Here is a 16,273-nt window from a genome sequence, read left to right as displayed (position 1 = left end):
GCGGGCCGACCTATGCCTTTGACTCGCACAGCAAGAAAATGCGGGCCGGCCAGGCCGTCACCCGCGCGGCCAAGGATCAGCCCTATGATCCCGACAAGCCGCTGAGCGATTATTAGGCCGGCGTTCGGGGCGCGGGAATTTACGGCTGTTAAACAGGCGCAATGCTAGCCAGGGGCCTTTGCAGGCACTTTCCAGGACGGTTGGTCTATGTTCAAGAAGCACGTTATTCCCCTTGTTTGCGCTATTGTCGCATTTCTCCTGTTTTGGGGACTGTGCGGACTTGTCTTTCAGTACGTCCAGTTTGAGCCGGCGCTGATGGGCGCCGTAAAGCTCTTTGGAGCGGTCATTGTCGGGATAATCGTCAACAATGTCATGACGACGCGCGCGAGCAAGGCCGCCGCTGAAATCCAATAACGCGATCAATGGTGGTGGCGCGTCGGGCCGGACTACAGGCCTGCCGCCAGCCGGAGTGCCAGCGCCTGCAGCAGCAGAACGGTTTTGGCATCGGCGATGTCACCGGCCTCGATCATCGCCAGCGCCTGATCGAGGTCCAGCTCGAGCACTTCGATGTCCTCGCCCTCGGCCGCCAGGCCACCACCCTGATGGGCCTGCTGGCCCGGCGTATAGCGGCCCAGATAGCAGGCGCATTTCTCGGTCAGCGACCCCGGGCTCATATAGACATTGCACAGCAGGACCAGATCCTCGCCCGCATAGCCGGTTTCTTCCAGCGCCTCGCGCTGCGCCGCAAGCGCGGGCGCCTCACCATCCAGCAGGCCCGCCGGCACTTCGATCAGCCAGGCCGGATCGCCATTGAGATAGGGCGGCAGGCGGAACTGCCGGGTCAGGATCACCGTGCGCGCCTGTGGCGCATAGAGCAGGACGGCCGCGGCGCTGCCATGGTCATAGACCTCGCGCGTCACCGTCTGCTCGCTGCCGTCGCGCCTGCCGTGCGTCACCTCGTAATTGTCGAAGCGCCCCCAATTGTGGCTGAGCTTGGTCACGCGATTGATCTTGACCTTGCTGGACATGCGGTCTCCCCAGATTCTGTGCCGGCGCTATGGCGCAAATCTGCCGCTGGCGCCAGCCATGTTGGCCCGTCATGGCGTTATTGCCCCCTTGCACTGCCGCGGCGCGCCGGCGCAGGCGGCCCAGACTTTGCGAAACGCGCACATTGGGTGCGCTATACGAACAAAGTTCGCTTATCGCCAAAAGTAGCAGGCCAAGGGCGGTTAACCGCTTTGATTTTGTAACCTTTGGGGTCTAGAAGACTCGAACCATTCCAAACTGCGGCGGTGATTTCCGCCCGCCAGCGAGGCCTCATGACGGTTCGATCCCGCCCGCTTTCTCCCCATATCCAGATCTATCGCTGGACCATCACGATGACGATGTCGATCGCCCATCGCGCCACCGGCATTGCCCTTTATGCCGGCACGGCGCTGCTGGTGCTCTGGCTCGGCGCCGCCGCGATCAGCCAGCAGGCGCTCAATCCGGTCAATGACCTGTTTGGCAGCTGGTTTGGCCAGCTGGTGCTGTTTGCCTATACCTGGGCCATTCTGCATCACATGCTGGGCGGCATCCGCCACTTCATCTGGGATGTCATCATCGGCATGGAGCCCGGCAAGCGCGAAGCCCTGGCCTGGGCCAATCTGGTGGGCTCGATTGTGCTGACCCTGCTGGTCTGGACCATTTTTGTGTGGGTGGGCTGATATGACCGACCGTATTCCTGACGCCGTCATCGCCAATCCGACCTCCCGCTACGGCGATGCCAAGGCCTCGACCCGCCATTTCATCACCCAGCGGCTGACCGGCGCGATCAATATCGTCTTTGTCGGCTTTCTGGCCTTCATCGTGCTGCGCCTGGCCGGCCAGGACCGCCCCGACATGGTGGCTACCATTGGCAATGCCTGGGTCGGCCTGCCGCTCGCGGCGCTGCTTCTGGTCGTCACCATTCACATGCGCAATGGCATGCGCGACACGCTGGAAGACTATTTCCACGGCGCCGCCTACCAGCGCTACATGATGCTCAACACCGCGTTCTGCATCCTCATCGCGGTGGCCGGCGTGGCCGCCATTCTCAAGCTCGTCTTCTGGGGTTAGTGACCATGGCGCAATACGAACTCATCGACCACGAATATGACGTGGTGGTGGTGGGCGCCGGCGGCGCGGGCCTCCGCGCCACCCTGGGCATGGCCGAACAGGGCCTGCGCACCGCCTGCATCACCAAGGTCTTCCCCACCCGCAGCCACACGGTCGCGGCGCAGGGCGGCATCGCCGCATCCTTGCAGAACATGGGCCCCGACAGCTGGAAATGGCACATGTACGACACCGTCAAGGGGTCGGACTGGCTCGGCGACAATGACGCCATGGAATATCTGGCGCGCGAGGCGCCGGCCGCCATCTATGAGCTTGAGCACTACGGCATGCCGTTTTCGCGCACCGAAGACGGCAAGATCTATCAGCGCCCGTTTGGCGGCCACATGACCGAATTCGGCGATGGCCCACCGGTGCAGCGCACCTGCGCCGCTGCCGACCGCACCGGCCACGCCATGCTGCACACGCTTTATGGCCAGAGCCTGCGCCACAATGCCGAATTCTATGTCGAATATTTCGCGCTCGACCTGATCATGGGCGCGGATGGCGCCTGCGAAGGGGTGATCGCCTGGAAGCTCGATGACGGCACGCTGCATCGCTTCCGCGCCAAGACCACGGTGCTGGCGACCGGTGGTTACGGCCGCTCGTTCTTTTCGGCGACCTCGGCCCATACCTGCACCGGCGACGGCAATGGCATGGTGGCCCGGGCCGGCCTGCCGCTGCAGGACATGGAATTTGTGCAGTTCCATCCCACCGGCATTTATGGCGCCGGCGTGCTGATCACCGAAGGCGCCCGCGGCGAAGGCGGCTATCTGACCAATTCGGAAGGCGAGCGCTTCATGGAGCGCTATGCCCCCAATGCCAAGGATCTGGCCAGCCGCGACGTGGTATCGCGCTGCATGACGCTGGAAATCCGCGAAGGCCGCGGCGTTGGTCCCAAGACGGACCATATCTACCTGCACCTCGATCATCTTGATCCCGCGGTGCTGGCAGTGCGCCTGCCCGGCATCACCGAAAGCGCCAAGATCTTTGCCGGTGTCGATCTGACGCGCGAGCCGATCCCGGTCATTCCCACCGTGCACTACAATATGGGCGGCATCCCCGCCAATTATCATGGCGAAGTGCTCAACCCGACGCCGGACAATCCCGACGCCATCGTGCCCGGCCTGATGGCCGTGGGCGAGGCCGCCTGCGCCTCGGTGCATGGCGCCAATCGTCTCGGCTCCAATTCGCTCACAGATCTGGTGGTCTTCGGCCGCGCCGCCGCCATCCGCGCCGGCAAGGTGATGGACCGCGACGCGCCGATCCCGGCCATCAACAAGAGCCAGGACGACAAGATCCTGGCCCGCTTCGATCGCCTGCGCAACGCTGCCGGCTCCAAGCCCACCGCCGTGGTTCGCGACGCCATGCAGCACACCATGCAGCGCAATGCAGCCGTGTTCCGCACCGCAGAAACGCTGCAGTCCGGCGTCAAGGCAATTGGCGAAATCTACGGTCAACTCAAGGACATTGCCGTCACCGACCGCTCGCTGATCTGGAACTCAGATCTGGTGGAAACGCTGGAGCTGGAAAATCTGATGGCCAATGCCATGACCACCGTGGTCTCGGCCGAAGCCCGCCATGAGAGCCGTGGCGCCCACGCCCGCGAAGATTTCCCCAGTCGCGACGATACCAATTGGCGCAAGCACACATTGAGCTGGATCGATAGCGACACCGGTGCCGTCAGGCTCGGCTATCGGCCGGTGCATGTCGATCCGCTGACGGCCGAAAGCGAAGGCGGCATCGACCTCAAAAAGATCGCCCCCAAGGCACGGGTATACTGATGCGGTGGGCGCTGATCCTTGCTCTTGCCGGACTGTTGAGTGGACCCGCCTTGGCGGCGCCACCAACAGCCGCGCAGAAGGACGAGTTCTATGCCGTCTGCATGGGCATCGCCGACAACGAAACACTGTGTGCCTGCAAGGCCAAGGCGGCCATGACGCTGATCGATGAGCGCTTCATGGGCGTGGTGATCGCCTCGATGCGGGGCGGCACCCCGGCCTCCACCGATTTTGTCGCCTACAACACCTACGTCGCCAAATCCAACCAGGTCTGCAAGCCGGACTATTAGGATGTCGCGCTGGTTGACCGGCGTGTATTGAGAAGGAAGACCGAAGACATGGTCGAACTGATGCTCCCCAAGGCCGACCGGCCAGCCAAGGGCAAGACCTGGCCCAAGCCAGCCAATGCCCAGCGGCTGCGCGAGTTCCACATCTATCGCTATGACCCCGAAAGTGGGGCCAATCCGCGCATCGACACCTATTTCGTCGACCTCGACGATTGCGGCCCGATGATTCTGGATGGTCTGCTGTGGATCAAGAACAAGGTCGACGCCACGCTGACCCTGCGCCGAAGCTGCCGCGAGGGCATTTGCGGCTCCTGTTCGATGAACATCAACGGGCTCAACACCCTGGCCTGCACCAAGGGCATGGGCGACAGCGCCGGCCCGATCAAGATCTACCCCCTGCCGCACATGCCGGTGGTCAAGGATCTGGTGCCCGACCTCACCACCTTCTATGCCCAGCATCGCGCCATTGAGCCCTGGCTCAAGACCACCACACCTGCGCCCGAGAAGGAGTGGACCCAGACCAGTCCCCAGCGCGCCCAGCTCGATGGTCTCTATGAGTGCATTCTGTGCGCCTGCTGCTCGACCTCATGCCCGTCCTATTGGTGGAATGGCGACAAATATCTCGGCCCCGCCGCCCTGTTGCAGGCCTATCGCTGGCTGATCGACAGCCGCGACGAGACCACCCAGGAGCGCCTCGACAACCTTGAGGACCCCTTCAAGCTCTATCGCTGCCATACCATCATGAACTGCTCCAAGGCCTGCCCCAAGGGCCTGAACCCGGCCAAGGCCATCGCCCAGATCAAGAAGATGATGGTCGAACGCAAGGCGGCCTAGCGGGGCAAACCAAAGACTATCAGTCGGCCTCCCTCCCCCCTGTGGGGAGGGACAGCGAGATAGGACTTAGCCGAGATAGGACTTGGCCGAGATAAGACTTGGCCGAGATTAAGACTTGGCATTGGCTAAGTCCGTGATCGAGCCGGGTGGGGGGTGGTTCCGCATGCCAGATGCCGTGACACCCCCACCCTTGATCCCTCCCCACAGGGGGGAGGGAGACGACTGGAAAGCCAGAGCCCCCAGAGGACGCCATCAAGCCTGTTCGGCGCGGCCGATCTGTTGGCGCAGAAGGGTGCGGTCCCGACTGGAGACGCCGATCAGCTCGGCCACGCGCCAGACCATATTGTCTTCCAGCTCGTGGTTCTTGCTGTCGGCAAACACCACTGTCCACATCATGCGGATGATTTCCAGCCGGTCGGCCAGCTCCAGCGAGGACAGGCTTGAGGTGAACCTGTAGAGGTCCACCGCCTCGGCATCGCGCAATGCTGCCGCCTTGATCAGCTGCTCGACCGCGCCTTCATCGAGCTCATAGTGATCCATCAGCGCACCCTTGATGGTGCCCCGCTCGGCATCGCTCATCTGGCCGTCCACCGCCGCCAGATGCACCAGCAGCGCCGCCACCGACAGTTTAGGGTCGCGGCTGTCCAGCGCTTCGGGTTTGTTGAACAGGCGGGTAATGGCCTCGAACATGGCGGCGAGCCTCTTTTCGCGGGACGACAGGAACAGCAATGGGTTTGGCGCCGGGAGGGCAGGCGCCTCAGACTTAGCGATCCTGGCCGTTTCCTCAAGCAACACCTGCCCCCCTCACGCGCTCTTGACCGGCCCTGGTGCGCAACAGCCACACTCATCGGGGGTCACCGCGCCGAAAAAGGACTCGACTCCGGCCGGAATCGGAGTCTACTTGTTCTCTGTTTGTTCGCATAGAAAGGCCGTTGCCCATGGGCACGCCAGATCGCCAGCAGCGCCTTGCGGCGCTGCGGGATGCCATTGCCGATATTGAGCGCAAACCGGCGCTGGCTGAGGCACGCCCGCTGCTGCAGGCCGATGGGGCGGGCTTTCCGCTGCCTGCCGGGGGCCTGCTGCAGGAAGTCTTTACCGATGAGCGCCGCCATGCCGGCGCCGCGCTCGGCTTTGCCCTGGGTCAGGCCCGCAGCCTGCTCACGCCGTCGCGTCCGGCCGTGATCTATCTGCAGCTGGCGCACGAGGCTCAGGAAATGGGCCTGCCCTATGGCCCCGGCCTGCTCAGCTTTGGTTTTGACCCGGCAGCACTGGTGCTGGTGCGGGTCGCCAATATGACCGAACTGCTCTGGGCCGCCGAAGAGGCGATTGCCTGCCGCGCCGTGGCCGCCGTGGTCGCCGATATTGCCGGCCAGCACAAGCTGCTCGATTTCACCGCCAGCCGCCGGCTGGGCCTGCGCAGCGCCAGCGCCGGCGCCTCCATGCTGCTGCTGCGCTATGGCACCGGGCGCGAGGCCAGCGCAGCGCATCTGCGCTGGCGCATCACCCCTGCCCTGAGTGCCACAAGGCGCTTTGACGCCCTGGCGCCGGGCGCCCCGCGCTGGCAGGCGCAATTGGAGAAGGGGATTCTCGACAATCAGCAAACCCATTGGCTTCTGGGCTGGACACATCATGGTTTCATCATCCGCGACGCGGCCAACCGCGCCCTGTTCCCTGCTGCCGACGCGGCGCTTTCTGGCCCTGTTCCTGCCCCATTGGCCCACCGACGACCTGCAACGGCGTGAACCGGGCCTGAGCGGCCCGCTGGTGCTGTATGAACGCATCAAGGGCGGGCTGCGGCTGGCCGCCATGAACCCGCAGGCGGCCCAGGCCGGGCTGCGGCTCGGACAGAACCTGGCCGATGCCCGCGCCATGCTGCCCGAAATGACGGCGCGCGAAATCGACCGCCCCCTGCTCACCGCCGCCTTTGCCGATTTTGCCGACTGGCATTCCAATGCCAGCCCACTGGTGGCGGTGCTGGGCGATGTCAGCGCCTTTGGCGATCTGGTGCTCGACATTACCGGGGTCGCCCACCTGTTCGGTGGCGAACACGCCATGTTGCGCACCCTGCTCGCGCGCCTGCGGGCGCTCGGCTATAGCGTGGCCGGGGCCATCGCCCCCACCATCGGCGCGGCCTGGGCAGTCAGCCATTTCGCCCGCAGCCAGGTGGTGGCGGACACCGATCTGGCCCAGGTGCTGGACGCCCTGCCGGTTGGCGCCCTGCGCCTGACCCCCGAGCAGATCGCGGGCCTCACCCAGATGGGGCTGACCACGCTGGCCCCCCTGCGCCCGCGCGAGCGCAAGCCGCTACAGGCCCGCTTTGGCCTGAGCCTGCTGACCCGGCTCGACCAGGCCTATGGCATGCTCGAAGAGCGCCTGACGCCGCGCCTGCCTCTGGCCGAGCGCTATGCCGAACGGCGCTTCCCCGACCCGATCGGCCTGCTCGACGATGTGTTGATGACCACCCGTGATCTGGCCATCCAGCTCGGCCTGCGGCTCGAGGCCGAGGGGCTGGGGGCGCAGGCCTTTCACCTGTTTCTCTATCGCGTCGACCACAAGGTGATGACGCTCTCGGTCAATTCGGCCCGGCCGAGCCGCGACCCCGACCATATCGCCAAGCTGTTCTCCCACCGCGCCGAACGGCTCGCCGGCGAATATGACGCCGGCTTCGGCATCGACATGATCCGCCTGGCGGTCAGTTCGGTCGACAAGCTCGACGGCACGCAACTGGGCGCCTTCGCCACCCCGGACGGCACCGACGATCTGGCCCAGCTGCAGGACCGCATGAGCAGCCGGCTCGGCGCCATGGCGGTGCTGCGCACCCAGTTCGTCGCCACCCATATTCCCGAACGCGCCGCCCGACTGGTGCCGGCCATGGTCCATGCCGCCGGCCCCAAAACCGAACCGGGCCCCGATCGGGTCCGGCCCCTGCGTCTGTTGCCGGTGCCCGAACCCATTGCCATCAATGCCGAAGTGCCCGACGGGCTGCCCGCCTCGATGATCTGGCGCCGCATCAGCTATCGCATCACCAGGGCCTCGGGCCCCGAACGGCTGGGCGCCGAATGGTGGCGCAGCGGCCAGCGCCTGCAGCTGGTCCCGCCCGAGCCGCCCAGGCCGGCCAAGCCCGGCGAAACCCCGAGGCCCCCGCCCCATGTGCCCCGGCTTGAGCGCTTCAACCCGTCTGCCGTAACCCGCGATTATTACATCGCCGAAGACGCCATGGGCCGCCGCTTCTGGATTTTCCGCGAGGGGCTGTACCACCCCGATGCCAGCCCGGTCTGGTATCTGCACGGGCTGTTCGCATGAGCGATCTGGTCACCCTGATGCAGGCTCCAGCCGAAGCCACGCGCGCGCCGCTGCCGCCGGCGCCGGCCTTTGCCGAACTGGTGTCGACCAGCAATTTTTCCTTTCTGCATGGCGGCTCGCACCCCGAGGAACTGGTCAATACCGCCGCCAGCCTGGGTCTTTCCGGCTTTGGCCTGACCGATCGCAACAGCTTTGCCGGCGTGGTGCGCGGCTATGTGGCTGCCCGCGACATGGCCAGCATGCCGCCGGACTTCCGCTATCTGGTGGGGGTCCGGCTGTGCTTTGCCGACGGTACGCCTGACATTGTCGCCTATCCCGGCACGCGACTGGCCTATGGGCGGCTCTGCCAATTGCTCACTCTGGGCAATCAGCGCGGCGACAAGGGCAGGCCGGTCCTCTATTTCGCCGATCTGTTTGGCGCCGCCGCGACCGAACCGGACCCGGGCGGCAGTTATGCGCAGGGGCAGATGTTCATTCTCATCCCCGATGAGACCGATTGGGGACGGACCGAGCAGGTGCTGGACCGGCTGGGCAGGGAGGCGCCCGGTCGCGTCTGGGTAGCCGGCGCGGTGCGCTTTGATGGCCAGGACCGGGCCCGCCTCAACCGCATCGATCAATTGGGCAAGCGGCACAACGCCCCGATGCTGGCCAGCAATGATGTGCACTATCACCACGCCAGCCGCCGCGTGGTGCAGGATGTGGTGACCTGTATCCGCCAGCATCTGACGCTCGATACCGCGGGCTGGCAGCTGGCGGCCAATGCCGAGCGCCACCTCAAGCCGCCGCGCGAAATGGCCCGGCTGTTCGCCGACTATCCCGACGCCATCACCCAGACGCAAAGCCTGCTCGCGCGCATCGAGTTTTCACTCGACCAGCTGAAATACAACTACCCCGAAGAAACCATCGGCAATGGCGAAACCGCCCAGCAGACACTGGAGCGGCTGGCCTGGGTCGGGGCCGCCAGGCGCTATCCGCAGGGGGTCTCGGACAAGACCAAGCGCGCCATCTGGTCCGAGCTCTGCCTGATTGGCTACAAGCGCTACGCCGCCTATTTCCTGACCGTGCATGACATCGTCATGTTTGCCCGCCACCAGCGCAAGATATTGTGCCAGGGGCGCGGCTCGGCCGCCAATTCCACGGTCTGCTTTTGTCTGGAAATCACCGAGGTCGACCCCGAGACCAGTTCGCTGGTCTTTGGCCGCTTCATCTCCACCGAGCGCGACGAGCCGCCCGATATCGACGTCGATTTCGAGCATGAACGGCGCGAGGAGGTGATGGCCTATATCTATGCCAAATATGGCGGCAGGCGCACCGGGCTGACGGCCAATGTCATCACCTATCGCGCCAAATCGGCGATGCGCGAAACCGCCAAGGTGTTCGGCGTCTCCGACGATACCGTGACCGCGCTGAATGGCCTGCGCTGGGGCGGCGGCGCGCGGCTCGATCCGGCCGAGCTGAGCACTATCGGGTTGAGCCCCGATGACCCGGTGCTGGCGCAGCTGTTCGAGGTGGTCAAGGTGCTGCGCGGCTTTCCCCGTCACCTGTCCCAGCATGTCGGCGGCTTCGTCATCACCCGCGATTCGCTGGAAAGCCTGGTGCCGATCTCCAGGACCGCCATGGACAGCCGCACCATCATTGAATGGAACAAGGACGACATTGCCGCGCTGGCCATTCTCAAGGTCGATGTGCTGGCCCTGGGCATGCTCAGCTGCCTGCGCCGGGCCTTTGAGCTGATGCAGACCCATTATGGCCGGTCGCTGGCGCTGGTCGATCTGCTGAGCGAAGAAGTCGACAAGGACCAGTCCAGAAAGGCCGAGGTTTACGCCATGATCCAGCGCGCCGACACGCTGGGGGTGTTCCAGATCGAAAGCCGGGCACAGATGAGCATGCTGCCGCGCCTCAGGCCGGAGAAATTCTACGATCTGGTGATCGAGGTGGCCATTGTCCGGCCCGGCCCGATCCAGGGCAATATGGTCCATCCCTATCTGCGCCGCCGCCAGGGCCTGGAGAAAGCAGACTATCACGATGACAGGCTCAGGGACGTGCTCGGGCGCACTCTGGGCATTCCGCTGTTTCAGGAACAGGCCATGCAGATCGCCATTGTCGGGGCCGGCTTTTCCCCGGGCAAGGCCGACAGCCTGCGCCGCGCCATGGCCGCCTGGCGCCGCACCGGCCGCATTGCCCAGTTTGGCACCGAATTCATCGCCGGCATGCTGGCCAATGGCTATCCCGAAACGTTCGCCAAGAACTGCTTTGCCCAGATCCAGGGCTTTGCCGAATATGGCTTTCCCGAAAGCCATGCGGCCTCGTTTGCCCTATTGGTCTATGCCTCGTGCTGGCTGAAATGCCACTATCCCGACGTGTTTGCCACCGCCCTGCTCAACAGCCAGCCCATGGGGTTTTATGCCCCCTCCCAGATCATTCGCGACGCCGTGGAACATGGTGTGGAAGTGCGCGCGGTCGATGTGAACCTGTCCGATCTGGAATGCGTGCTGGAAACCGGCAGCCGCCCCGCCAGCACGCAGCTCTGGCCCCAGCATCAATCCATGGCCAGCCATATCCATGCCACCCACGCGATCCGGCTCGGCCTGTCGCAGATCGTGGGGCTGGCCGAGGCCGATATCAACCGCATCGCGGCGCGGCGGGGCGCTGGCTATGATTCAGTGCGCGACCTCTGGCTGCGCACCCAGGTGCCGATTGCGGCGCTGGAAAAGCTCGCCCGCGCCGACGCCTTCGCCTCGCTCGGCCTGTCCCGCCGCGAGGCGCTCTGGGCGGTCAAGGGCCTGATCGGCACCCATGGCGCCGATACGCTGCCCCTGTTTGTTGCTGCCGGCAGCGTCGGGACCGAGGCTGACCGGGAGACCGGCCTGCCCAAAATGCTGCCCGGCGAGGAAGTGATCCACGACTATTCCACCCTCTCCTTCTCGCTCAAGGGCCATCCGCTGCAGTTTATCCGGCCCATTTTGCAGGCGCGCCGCGTCACCCGCGCCGATCAATTGCTCAGCGTCAAACCCGGCAGCCGCATCGAAGTGGCCGGGCTGGTGCTGGTGCGCCAGCGCCCCGGCACGGCCAGCGGGGTGATCTTTGCCACGCTAGAAGACGAAACCGGCGTCGCCAATATCGTCATCTGGCCCAAGGTGTTCGAAGCCAACCGCAGGACCGTGCTGGGCGCGCGGCTCCTGGCTGTGCGCGGGCAGCTGCAGCGCGAGGGGCTGGTGGTGCACATCATTGCCGAGCAGCTCGCCGACCTGACCCATCACCTGCTCGACCTCGCCCATGGCCAGGACATTGGCGACAGGATGCTGGCGCGCGGCGATGAGGGGCGCTCGGGCCCGCAGCCCGGCCGCGACCACAAGGCGATGCTGGAAATCGAAAAAGCCCGCCGCGCCGCCTTTGCCGCCCTGCCCGAAGGACGCAATTTCCACTAAAGGCCGGGGTTCAGCGCGGCGACAGGCGTCAGGCCACAATGGCGTCGATGGCCTTGGCCAGGCTGATATCCCTGACGCTCAGCCCGCCGGCGTCATGGGTGGTCAGCGTCACCGTGACGCTATTGTAGCTATTGGACCAGTCGGGATGGTGACCCGCCTGTTCTGCCGCCAGCGCCACCCGGCTCATGAAGCCGAATGCCTCGGAAAAATTCTTGAACTTGAACACATGGCTGATGGCGCCCGTCGCCGCGTCATAGACCCAGCCATTGAGCTCGCCCAGGCCCTTCTCGCGTTCACTCTCACCCAGTCTGTCGACCATTTTTCGCACCCTTTGCCATGCCGTTGATGCCCACAGCGATAGAAGCGCAAAGCGACACTTCCAAGGCAATCGGGACGCGCCGGACCCCGATCCGGCGTCACGCCCGCCGCCGCCACTGCTGAGCACAGCAGCGCGCCCATGCGCCAACCGGCCCCCGCGATGTTAACCGCAGATTCACTGTTTTTTGTGGAATCACCCCTGCACCGGCCCCATTCTGCTGTCCCGCAAGGCCATCTTAACGGCCCGGAATTAACTCTGCGCCACAACACGTTGGCAGAGCATGCCGTGCTCCCACCCATTCATTCACCGCGACGATCCAGACCCAACCGATCCAGACCATGGTCAGCAAAGATAATTCAGACAGGACGGGCAATGGTCTTCCAAGACGCCCATAAGATTTTGCCGCCAGTCGACTATGTGTCGATGATCCGCTCGCTTTACCAGGACCGGCGCTCCATGCTGCTTGGCGCCTTTGGATCTGCGCTGGCCGCTGCAGTCGCCGCGCTGGAAGCCGGGTCCGTTCTGCTGGGGGTGTTTGTCGGCCTGTTCATTCTGGTCGGCCTGCTGCGCTATGCCGACATGCGGGCCTTCGAGGCGACAGAATTGTCCGATACCGATGTACAGCTGGCGCTGCACTGGGAAATACGGGCCACTGTGGGCGCCGCTGCCATCGCCCTGGTTTATGGCACCTGGTGCCTGGTCAGCTTCTGGCTGATTGGCGACGCCTTTGCCGAATTGACGGCCGCCTCGGTCTCGGTCTCGGTTCTGGTGGGTGTATCGCAGCGGAACTTTGCCATTGACCGGCTGATGACCATCCAGGTGCTGCTGATCGCCGTGCCACTGGCGCTTGGCCTGCTGCTGGTCGGCAATCTGTATTATGCGCTGCTGACCCTGCTGCTCCTGCCGTTCTTTGCCAGCTTGCGTGGCATCGCCGGCAATGCACGCGATATTCTGCTGCGCGCCGTGCATGGCCGGATTGCCGCCTCGCAACTGGCAAGCCAACTCGACACGGCCCTGACCACACTCGAGCATGGCCTGCTCATGCTCGACAGCGACTGCATCATTGAAGTGGCCAATGGTCGCGCCCTCGATGCCTTCGACCTGGGCGGTGCCGATGGCTGGGTCGGGCGTCCGGCCAGCGACCTGTTCGATGTGGCCCTGGCCAATAGCAGCATGCCGCAGGCCGCCTACGATCAATTGCGCGACCTGATCAATACCCGCGCCAGCGGCAAGCTGCTGCTCGCCGTCGATCCCTATCAGTACTTCGAAATCTCGGTCTCCTCGCGCCGCACCAAGACGGTGCTGCTGTTCGAGGACGTTTCCACCCGGATTATTGCCGAGGAACGCATCGCGCATATGGCGCGGCATGATGAACTGACGGGGCTGTCCAATCGCGCCCATTTTTCCGAACAGGTCAAACTGGCTTTGCATAAGCGGCGCACCAAGGGAAAGCCTGTCCATGCGGCGCTATGGATCGTCGATGTCGATGATTTCAAGCATATCAACGATACCATGGGCCACATCGCTGGCGACGCGGTCCTGGCCGAATTGGGTCGTCGCCTGCCTCGGGCCTTTGGCGCCCCCACCATTTGTGCCCGCCTGGGTGGCGATGAGTTCATCGCCTTCCGTGCCGATGGCGCCTCGCCTGAAGTGCTGGCGGAACAATCCCAGCGCGTGTTCACCATTCTGGCCGCTGACATGCACATCCCGGACCGGAAGCTGGCCGTCGATGTCAGTATCGGTCTGGTGATCAGCGACAATCCCGATGATGATCTGGACAATATGATGGTCAAGGCGGATCTGGCCATCAGTGCCGCCAAGAGCGGGGGCAAGGCCATGGTCGTGCAGTTCCACGATCAGATGGACACCGACTATCGGTTGCGCCAGCAACTGAAGGCCGACCTCAAACAGGCCATTGCCGACGACCAGGTAACGCTGGTCTATCAGGCTGTGATTGATCCGCGACAGGACAAGATTGTCGGATGCGAGGCTCTGGCCCGCTGGAATCATCCCGAACACGGCCAGATTTCACCGGCGGTGTTCATTCCCATCGCCGAGGAAACCGGCATGATTACCGACCTGACGCGCGCCGTCCTGGCCAAGGCAACCCGGGACTGCAGCACCTGGCCGGACGATATCTGCGTGGCCGTCAACATATCGGCCCGCGACTTCCGGGCCAGCGATGTCGAAGCCATCGTCACCGATGCCCTCGAGCATTCGGGCCTGGCGGCCCATCGCCTGGAGATCGAGGTCACCGAGACGGCCGTCATCGAAGAGCAGCAGGCCGCAACGGTCGCCCTGGCGGCCCTGTGTGCCCGTGGCATCGGCGTGGCGCTCGACGATTTCGGCACCGGCTATTCTTCATTGAGCTATCTGCAGTCCCTGCCCCTGACCAAGCTCAAGATCGATCGCAGCTTCGTAATGGAAATCACCACCAATCCGCAGGCGTTGCGCCTGCTGGCCAATGTTGCCCAATTGGGCAAGGATCTTGATCTCAAGGTCACCGTCGAGGGTGTGGAAACCGAGGAGCAGCTCAACCTGCTGCTGTCGCAAACCCGAATCGACCAGATCCAGGGCTTCGTCTATGGCCAGCCGCTGGATCTGGAGGCCATGACCAGCCTGCTGCGCACGCGTTGCGGCGCCAAAGGCCCCGCAATGGCCAGGCTGGCGACAGCCCGTTAGTGCCCGCGCATAAGTGCCGACATTAACCAAGAACGCGCATTGCCGCTTATCCCAGGGTTAATCAATGGTTACCGTGCCCGCAGCAAAATGAGACAGCGAGCAGAACATGCCAATTGATTCCGACGGCGCTGCGGCGGCACGGGTCGGGAAACCCTCGCGTTTCTCCGGCACATTGCTCGATATTCTGGACCGGGTCAGCTATATGCGCGTTGACCCCTCGGTGATCGATGATCCCATCTACCGGCTGCGCTATCGCGCCTATACGCGGGAGGGCTTCATGGATCACAATCCCCAAGAGATCTGCATTGACGATCTTGATGCCACCGCCAACGGCATGAGTTTCGGCATTTACATTGATGGCCAGCTGGTCAGTTCGATCCGGCTGCACCATCTGACCCAGGCCTGTCCGCACTCCCCCAGCATGAAGGTATTCCCCGATGTGCTGGGCCCCATGCTGGATCAGGGCATGAGCTTTATCGACCCCAGCCGCTTCACCGCCGACCATGAAGCCTCGCTGGCCTATCCGGCGCTGCCATTTCTGACCCTGCGCATGGCCGCCATGGCCTCGGTGCATTTCGGGGCTGATCGATGCCTGGCGCTGGTGCGCCCCGAACACGGCGCCTTCTACAAGCGCGTATTCGGCTCCGAACCGCTGGGCGAGGCGCGCAGCTATCCTGGACTGCACTTTCCGGTGGCCCTGTTCGCGGCCAGTGTGGAGGCCATTCGCTCCCGCGTCGCCGAGCGCTTCCCGTTCTTTTTGTCCACCCCTGCCGAACGCCAGCAATTGTTCACCCAGAAGCTGGAAAAGGCCGGCAATCTCCATGTCCCCGCCTCGGCGCGCCAGGCCTATGAGGCTGCCCTTGACGCGTACGCGCAGGTCTGATGGGTCACAGCCAGGCGCACTGCCGCCCGCACCCCGAAAGCCATCGCGCCCCAGGGTCGCGACTGTATTTGGAAAATGGTGCCGCATAGGTGACTCGAACACCTGACCCCATCATTACGAATGATGTGCTCTACCAACTGAGCTAATGCGGCAACGGATCGCCTTTTACGTTGGGTTTTGGGCCGGTGCAAGAGGCAAGGCGATTTGCTCGGGCAATTGCGCTGGCTCGGCATTGCCCGGGCGCAATGTCGCCATCTGTGTCACCACCGGCACCTTCCACTCGAAGGCATCGAGCCGCCCGGTGACCGGGGATACCGGCTCCCACTCATCGCTCACCATGCCATCGGCCGTCCAGGCCGGATCGCGCGGCGCCCGCACCGCGCGGGCCAGCCATTCGCGGGCCTTGCCCTGGTCGCCATTCTGACCCTCCTCGATCTCGGCCATGAGACTGGCGACGCCCTGGCTGGCTTCGGGTCCCTCGAAGGGGGCCAGGGCATTGCGCGCCAGCGACCAGTCATAGGCATCGATGGCCGCCCGGGCCAAAGCCATGCCGGCGGCCCGATGCGGCGGCGGCACGTCGATGATCTCACCCATCCGCTTGAGGCGATCGACCGCCGAAGCGCCCG

At 64.2% G+C, this 16,273-nt stretch carries 14 protein-coding genes, 1 tRNA gene and 1 pseudogene; 11 read left to right on the top strand and 5 right to left on the bottom strand.

Going from position 1 to position 16,273, the window contains the following annotated elements:
- Nucleotides 1-207: 207 nt before the first annotated feature.
- Nucleotides 208-414: a hypothetical protein gene (locus Q8O80_RS03650; protein ID WP_305577038.1), complete on the top strand. Its 207-nt coding sequence runs from the start codon at nucleotides 208-210 to the stop codon at nucleotides 412-414.
- Between the two features lie 32 nt (nucleotides 415-446).
- Here Q8O80_RS03650 and Q8O80_RS03645 read toward each other — a convergent pair whose 3' ends face one another.
- A complete protein-coding gene (locus Q8O80_RS03645; protein WP_305577036.1) occupies nucleotides 447-1,028 on the bottom strand; it encodes an NUDIX domain-containing protein in 582 nt (193 codons plus the stop codon).
- 291 nt (nucleotides 1,029-1,319) lie between these two features.
- Here Q8O80_RS03645 and sdhC point away from each other — a divergent pair, with 291 nt between their 5' ends.
- From sdhC to Q8O80_RS03620, 5 genes are read left to right on the top strand one after another with little or no spacing between them, the layout of a single operon-like run.
- Complete coding sequence (sdhC, locus tag Q8O80_RS03640; RefSeq protein WP_305577034.1) at nucleotides 1,320-1,706, top strand: succinate dehydrogenase, cytochrome b556 subunit; 387 nt, start codon at nucleotides 1,320-1,322, stop codon at nucleotides 1,704-1,706.
- Nucleotide 1,707: 1 nt separating this feature from the next.
- On the top strand, nucleotides 1,708-2,097 hold the full coding sequence (gene sdhD, locus Q8O80_RS03635; protein WP_305577032.1) for a succinate dehydrogenase, hydrophobic membrane anchor protein: 390 nt from the start codon (nucleotides 1,708-1,710) through the stop codon (nucleotides 2,095-2,097).
- A gap of 5 nt (nucleotides 2,098-2,102) precedes the next feature.
- On the top strand, nucleotides 2,103-3,914 hold the full coding sequence (sdhA, locus tag Q8O80_RS03630; protein WP_305577030.1) for a succinate dehydrogenase flavoprotein subunit: 1,812 nt from the start codon (nucleotides 2,103-2,105) through the stop codon (nucleotides 3,912-3,914).
- A complete protein-coding gene (locus Q8O80_RS03625; protein ID WP_305577028.1) occupies nucleotides 3,914-4,201 on the top strand; it encodes a hypothetical protein in 288 nt (95 codons plus the stop codon). The genes sdhA and Q8O80_RS03625 overlap by 1 nt, the downstream gene beginning before the upstream one ends.
- Nucleotides 4,202-4,249: 48 nt before the next feature.
- Nucleotides 4,250-5,032 (top strand): succinate dehydrogenase iron-sulfur subunit, encoded by a 783-nt coding sequence (locus tag Q8O80_RS03620; protein WP_305577026.1) that lies wholly within the window; start codon nucleotides 4,250-4,252, stop codon nucleotides 5,030-5,032.
- 252 nt (nucleotides 5,033-5,284) lie between these two features.
- On the opposite strand, the gene Q8O80_RS03615 is transcribed toward Q8O80_RS03620, so the two are convergent.
- Complete coding sequence (locus Q8O80_RS03615; RefSeq protein ID WP_305577024.1) at nucleotides 5,285-5,722, bottom strand: TerB family tellurite resistance protein; 438 nt, start codon at nucleotides 5,720-5,722, stop codon at nucleotides 5,285-5,287.
- A gap of 248 nt (nucleotides 5,723-5,970) precedes the next feature.
- Here Q8O80_RS03615 and Q8O80_RS03610 point away from each other — a divergent pair, with 248 nt between their 5' ends.
- From Q8O80_RS03610 to Q8O80_RS03600, 3 genes are read left to right on the top strand one after another with little or no spacing between them, the layout of a single operon-like run.
- On the top strand, nucleotides 5,971-6,774 hold the full coding sequence (locus Q8O80_RS03610) for a hypothetical protein (RefSeq protein WP_305577022.1): 804 nt from the start codon (nucleotides 5,971-5,973) through the stop codon (nucleotides 6,772-6,774).
- Nucleotides 6,662-8,335, top strand: a complete 1,674-nt coding sequence (locus tag Q8O80_RS03605) for a DNA polymerase Y family protein (protein ID WP_305577020.1) — start codon at nucleotides 6,662-6,664, stop codon at nucleotides 8,333-8,335. Before Q8O80_RS03610 ends, Q8O80_RS03605 begins: the two co-directional genes overlap by 113 nt.
- The gene (locus Q8O80_RS03600) at nucleotides 8,332-11,763 is read left to right on the top strand and encodes an error-prone DNA polymerase (protein WP_305577018.1); all 3,432 of its coding nucleotides are present in this window, start codon (nucleotides 8,332-8,334) and stop codon (nucleotides 11,761-11,763) included. Before Q8O80_RS03605 ends, Q8O80_RS03600 begins: the two co-directional genes overlap by 4 nt.
- Nucleotides 11,764-11,791: 28 nt before the next feature.
- Here the strand turns inward: Q8O80_RS03600 and Q8O80_RS03595 are convergent, their stop codons facing one another.
- The gene (locus tag Q8O80_RS03595) at nucleotides 11,792-12,082 is read right to left on the bottom strand and encodes a 4a-hydroxytetrahydrobiopterin dehydratase (protein WP_305577016.1); all 291 of its coding nucleotides are present in this window, start codon (nucleotides 12,080-12,082) and stop codon (nucleotides 11,792-11,794) included.
- Between the two features lie 372 nt (nucleotides 12,083-12,454).
- On the opposite strand from Q8O80_RS03595, the gene Q8O80_RS03590 reads away from it, so the two are divergent.
- Nucleotides 12,455-14,764, top strand: coding sequence for a bifunctional diguanylate cyclase/phosphodiesterase (locus Q8O80_RS03590; protein ID WP_305577014.1), 2,310 nt, complete (start codon nucleotides 12,455-12,457; stop codon nucleotides 14,762-14,764).
- A 106-nt stretch (nucleotides 14,765-14,870) separates the two neighbouring features.
- On the top strand, nucleotides 14,871-15,647 hold the full coding sequence (locus tag Q8O80_RS03585) for a hypothetical protein (RefSeq protein ID WP_305577012.1): 777 nt from the start codon (nucleotides 14,871-14,873) through the stop codon (nucleotides 15,645-15,647).
- Between the two features lie 76 nt (nucleotides 15,648-15,723).
- Here Q8O80_RS03585 and Q8O80_RS03580 read toward each other — a convergent pair.
- A tRNA-Thr gene (locus Q8O80_RS03580) sits at nucleotides 15,724-15,799 on the bottom strand.
- 13 nt (nucleotides 15,800-15,812) lie between these two features.
- A pseudogene (locus Q8O80_RS03575) lies at nucleotides 15,813-16,273 on the bottom strand (hypothetical protein); the annotation flags it as partial.

Source organism: Devosia sp., from assembly GCF_030689745.1.
GTDB classification, from domain to species: domain Bacteria; phylum Pseudomonadota; class Alphaproteobacteria; order Rhizobiales; family Devosiaceae; genus Devosia; species Devosia alba.
The sequence above is the reverse complement of the archived record's forward strand: the minus strand, read 5'-3'. Positions and strand labels throughout refer to the sequence as shown.